This window comes from Desulfurella sp., assembly GCF_023256235.1.
Classification (GTDB): domain Bacteria; phylum Campylobacterota_A; class Desulfurellia; order Desulfurellales; family Desulfurellaceae; genus Desulfurella.
Window position 1 is genome coordinate 1 of the sequence record NZ_JAGDWY010000096.1, and the last position, 5085, is coordinate 5085.

A 5085-nucleotide genomic window follows, 5' to 3' on the forward strand; every position below is an offset into this window, starting at 1 on the left:
TATAGAAGAATTGCAAGAAGTGCTAAAAAGATATTACGATTTTTACAATAATATGGGGATTAGACTAATAACTAATAAAAACTTATATAAAAATTTATTAAATTTAATGCTTAAAATTATTGAATTTATATTTTAATTAATTTATATTTATTTTAAGCTTTTTTTACTTGTTTATTAAATATGATTTACTATATCTATATTACTTATTTACTTGATTTTAATGAATTAGTATCTATTTTTAAATAAGAGAATAAATAAACTATAGGAGGTAAAAATGGATAAGTACACTAAAGTTTTTGCAGATTATGTTGTAAATACCAAAATGATACCACAAGAATCGATTCACGAAGCCAAAAGGCGAATATTGGATTCATTTGGTGTTATGTATGCTGCATTTCACGAAGATGCACCCAAAGCTGTTAGAAAATATGCTTATATGTTTGAAGCACAAGATGGCTCTTATCTTTTTGGTTTTCCATTTAAAACAACACCAGAGGTTGCTGCTTTTGCAAACGGTGTATTGGTAAGATATCTTGATTTTAACGACACTTATCTATCAAAAGAGCCACTGCATCCAAGTGATTGTATACCAGGATTATGGGCTGTGGGCGAATGGAAAAAACTTGGTGGTCATAAACTTTTGGAAGCAATTGTAATAGCATATGAAATTGGTGTTAATCTATGCGATGCGGCAAGTTTAAGAAAACACGGGTGGGATCATGTAAACTATGTTACTATTATGGAAGCTTGTGGTCTTGGTAAATTGTTGGGTCTTGAAGAACAAACCATACAACATGCAATTTCTTTAGCTTTAATACCCAATTTATCTGCGCGCCAAACAAGGGCCGGTGAACTTTCCATGTGGAAAGGTGCAGCTGCTGCCAATTCTGTAAGAAATGCCATCTTTGGTACTTTTCTGGCTATTAATGGTATGAGTGGTCCTTATCAACCATTTGAAGGTGAGATGGGCTTTTTTAAGCAAGTATTGGAAAACGAAACATTTGATGATAACGCTCTTGAACCTATCATAAAACAAAAAGAGCCCAAAAGAATACTTGATACTTACATTAAGTTTTATCCTGTGGAGTATCACGCTCAAAGTGTCGTTGATATAGTTAAAAAACTCCATCAGTATATAAGCTCTCCAGACGATATTGAATCAATACATATCGATACATTTAAAGCAGCATACGAAATAATAGCAAAAGATAAAGAAAAATGGGAACCAAAAACCAAAGAAACGGCAGACCATAGCATACAATACATAACAGTTGTGGGCATATTAGATGGAAATATAACAAAACATTCATTCAGTAAAGAAAAATTGAATGATCCAATTGTTAAAAAAATTCTTTCTACCAAAACAACGCTTGACCAAAAAGACGAGCTAACAGCAGGTTATCCAGACGGAATACCAAACAGAGTAACACTTAAAACTAAAGATCAAAAAATCTACACTGAAGAAGTAAAATATCCAAAAGGCCACGCAAAAAACAAAATGAGCGATGAAGAAGTTATTGAAAAATTCAAAAATAATGCCGAAGGTATTCTAACAAATACAGAGATGGAAAATGTAATTGATGCGGTTATGAACCTCGAAAAATGCGAAGATATATCTAAATTAGCTCAATTATTGAGGGTATAAAATGAGCTGGCTTGTAGAAGAACGTATGGATAATCCATCTTTAACACTAAAGAAATTATTAGAACAAAAAGATATTCTGGGTGTTGTTGGTGTATTTAACCCAATGAGTGCTCTAATTGCTCGTCAGGTAGGTTTTGAGTGTTGTTATTTATCTGGGGCAGCATTAACTGCGAGCCTTGGCATGCCTGATTTAAGTTTAATTGAGTTAAACGAAGTAGCAACAATGTGCGCTTATATTTATAGGGCAAGTGGCCTGCCAATGATAGTTGATGTAGATGTGGGTTTTGGTGAAACGTTAAATGTTGCAAAAACTGCTAAAACAATGCAAGAAGCAAAAGCAGCAGCTATACAAATTGAAGATCAGGAGCTTCCAAAAAAATGTGGGCATTTATCTGGGAAAAAAGTTATTGAAAAAGAAAGGATGGTGCAAAAGATTCGGGCAGCAAAAAAAGTAGCAAAAAATTTGCTTATTGTGGCAAGAACGGACGCAAAGGCTGTAAATGGCTTAAAAGATGCGATTGATAGGGCAAATAGCTATGTAGAAGCAGGTGCAGATATCGTTTTTCCTGAAGCTTTAGAAACAAAAGAAGAATTCAAAGAAGTAGCTTTAAATGTTAAAGCACCACTTTTAGCCAATATGACCGAATTTGGCAAAACTCCCTATATTACATTGGAAGAATTTAGGGATTTGGGTTACAAGATAGTTATATATCCGGTAAGTGCACTAAGGGCTGCAAACTATGCTATAAAGAAAACCTTCGAATATATAAAAGAACACGGTACACAAAAAGGGATATTAGATCAAATGCAAACAAGGCAGGAATTATATGAACTCATAAAGTATTCTGAGTATGAAGATTTTGACAAAGCTATCTTTGAAAAAAAATGACGCCCAAAAGGAGGTGTTATATGAAGCTTAAAGAAAAGCTAAAAGAAAAAATTGAAAACGAAAGGGAAAGAGTAAATAAGTTACTAAAAGAGTATGGCGATACAAAGGTAGGTGATATAACCATAGCTCAAGTAATTGGTGGAATGAGGGGTCTAAAAGTTTTGGTTACAGATATTTCATATTTAGATCCATTTGAAGGCATACGCTACAGAGGCTACACGGTAGATGAAGTACTTCAAAAACTTCCAAAACCAAAAGGTGCAGAAATGCCATATGACGAAGCTCAATTCTACCTTTTAATGACTGGCGATATTCCTACTGAACAGGAAGTACAAGAGATAATAGATTTATTTAAAGAAAAAAGAAAGGTTCCAAATTATGTTTATAAAGTATTAGATTCCATGCCCACTCAAGCACGCCCTGATGTTATGTTAGCTGTAGCAGTAGATACTATGCAACAAGAATCAGTGTTTGCAAAAGCATATGCAGAAAACAAAATTACAAAACTAAATGCGTGGGAATATATGCTTGAAGATGTATTGAATTTGCTACCAAAAATTCCAATGATAGCAGCATATATCTATAGATTAAAATATAAAAATAACGATCAAATACCAGAAAATCCTGATTTGGATTTTGGTGGTAATTTTGCTTATATGATGGGTATTGATAAGCCTTATGACGATTTTTCCCGTTTATATTTTATTTTGCTTTCAGACCATGAAAGCGGAAATGTATCTGCGCATACAACACATCTTGTTGCATCTGCTTGGGCTGATGCTTATTACTCTTTAGCTGCTGGTATAAATGGCTTGTCTGGCCCTTTACATGGCGGTGCTACACAAGAAGCATTAAAGTGGTTCCAGGAACTTCTCCAAAAACTAAACAAAATTCCTACAAAAGAAGAGCTAGAGCAATTTTGCTGGGACACTTTAAACTCTGGTCAGGTAATTCCTGGATATGGCCATGCCGTATTAAGAAAAACTGATCCTCGTTTCGTAGCACAACTGGAATTTGGCAAAAAACACCTACCTGACGACAAATTATTCCAATTAGTGTCTTTGCTTTATGAGGTAGCCCCTGATGTATTAACAAAACATGGCAAAGCCAAAAATCCTTGGCCAAACTGCGATAATATAACAGGTACCATACAAGCTCACTATGGTGTAGGTCAGTACGAGTTTTATCCTGTTTTATTTGATATTTCACGTTCTATGGGTGTTTTGTCTAACATTACATGGGATAGAGCTCTAGGCTATCCAATTGAGCGACCAAAATCAGTTACATTAAAAATGCTTGAGTCTATCGCACAAAAGGACACTACAGCCAAAGTGTGGTTTTAAAACCACACTTTGGGTTTTGAAAATATAGTTTATTGCTATCTTAACCTGTACCCCTTTATCAAGTCAATTTTTTTAATTTTCTTATTCCCCATTTACGCTACCCTCTAGACCAGCCATATAGACACTCATAGGCGTTTTATAGCCTAAGCTTGCATGCGGTATTATCATAATTGCAAGAATAAATGTATTCTGCTATTATCTTTCTTACTCCCTTTTATAAGAAACAACATCGCTTAAAAAATCAAACACCATTTAAATAAGGTTTATCGGCTAAAATTTTCCTAAGCTAATTAGGTAGTTTTTACGTTCTTCTTGCCATTCTTCAAATTTTTTTAAGTATTTTTGCCTAATATTTTTAAGTTGTTCAAGCTGTTGATTAGATAGAATAGGTATATTATATGTATTTTCAGAATCTTCTAATAATTTTAAACTGCCATTATTAATATATTTCTCAAAATAATCTCTTTTAATATCATCATACCCATAGCCAATACAACCAATGTTTTCTTGTTCTTTTTCGCACCACTCTATGACTTTGATATTTTTTATCCGTTCAATAACCTCTTCAGTAGAAACCGTCTGCAATGTAAATGATGGATTAGAAGGCGAAACCCATTCGGGCCTACTTACTGTGAGTTTTGATACTCCTATGCTTTTGCAATACTCTAAAATCTCAATCTGGCACTCGTTAATGATATCTGCTAGCTTCTTGCAAAGATCGTTCAAATCCTTCATTATTCCTCCATTTTAATATACCTTTTCTTTCTCAATAAAAATGCTTTTTTGTGCTTGAGCGAAAAACTCCTGGTATAGTTTTGGATCATCTACCTGTTTTACTTTTGTTATACCACCTTTTGTATTAACAACTTTTTCTATGAAATTTGCTCTAACCTTGGTTTGGTTGCCGAACCTATCAACGCTGATATTGCCTTCCACGATAGTAGCTACATCGTAACCATATTGAACTCCATACCAAAATTTCTGACCCTTGTTAATAGTTTGAAATGTTCTTTCTGCGGTTATTAAACCCATATCTGTATTTAAAACCTTTATCACAAAACCTTCGTCTTGCAGAGCGTTAACCATTGCTTTCATAACCATTTTTGTGTCTGTTGTATCGTATGTTCGTGTCTGATATCCTCTTATTTTAAATGTGCTAACGCTTTCTGTTAGGTTGACACTAGGAGTTTCGCAAGATGCAATAAAAA

5 protein-coding genes are annotated in these 5085 nt (G+C 33.9%); 3 read left to right on the forward strand and 2 right to left on the reverse strand.

Annotation, left to right across the window (positions count from 1 at the left end; genetic code table 11):
* The first annotated feature begins 274 nt into the window (after positions 1-274).
* Genes Q0C22_RS10365 through Q0C22_RS10375 form a run of 3 tightly spaced genes read left to right on the forward strand, consistent with a single transcriptional unit; the run spans position 275 to position 3877 of the window.
* Positions 275-1645 (forward strand): MmgE/PrpD family protein, encoded by a 1371-nt coding sequence (locus tag Q0C22_RS10365; RefSeq protein ID WP_291494502.1) that lies wholly within the window; start codon positions 275-277, stop codon positions 1643-1645.
* Position 1646: 1 nt separating this feature from the next.
* Positions 1647-2534 (forward strand): methylisocitrate lyase, encoded by an 888-nt coding sequence (prpB, locus tag Q0C22_RS10370; RefSeq protein WP_291494504.1) that lies wholly within the window; start codon positions 1647-1649, stop codon positions 2532-2534.
* Positions 2535-2554: 20 nt separating this feature from the next.
* Positions 2555-3877 (forward strand): citrate (Si)-synthase, encoded by a 1323-nt coding sequence (locus tag Q0C22_RS10375; protein ID WP_291494506.1) that lies wholly within the window; start codon positions 2555-2557, stop codon positions 3875-3877.
* 270 nt (positions 3878-4147) lie between these two features.
* Here the strand turns inward: Q0C22_RS10375 and Q0C22_RS10380 are convergent, their stop codons facing one another.
* Together Q0C22_RS10380 and Q0C22_RS10385 are read right to left on the reverse strand one after the other, a co-directional pair.
* The gene (locus Q0C22_RS10380; RefSeq protein WP_291494508.1) at positions 4148-4612 is read right to left on the reverse strand and encodes a hypothetical protein; all 465 of its coding nucleotides are present in this window, start codon (positions 4610-4612) and stop codon (positions 4148-4150) included.
* Between the two features lie 12 nt (positions 4613-4624).
* A partial coding sequence (locus Q0C22_RS10385; RefSeq protein ID WP_291494510.1) for a hypothetical protein occupies positions 4625-5085 on the reverse strand: 461 nt, incomplete at its 5' end.

Bases quoted from the DNA above. Each gene is read 5' to 3' on its own strand.
- Q0C22_RS10365 (WP_291494502.1), top strand. From the start codon at position 275: ATGGATAAGTACACTAAAGTTTTTGCAGATTATGTTGTAAATACCAAA.
- Q0C22_RS10375 (WP_291494506.1), top strand. From the start codon at position 2,555: ATGAAGCTTAAAGAAAAGCTAAAAGAAAAAATTGAAAACGAAAGGGAA.
- prpB (WP_291494504.1), top strand. From the start codon at position 1,647: ATGAGCTGGCTTGTAGAAGAACGTATGGATAATCCATCTTTAACACTA.
- Q0C22_RS10380 (WP_291494508.1), bottom strand. From the start codon at position 4,612: ATGAAGGATTTGAACGATCTTTGCAAGAAGCTAGCAGATATCATTAAC.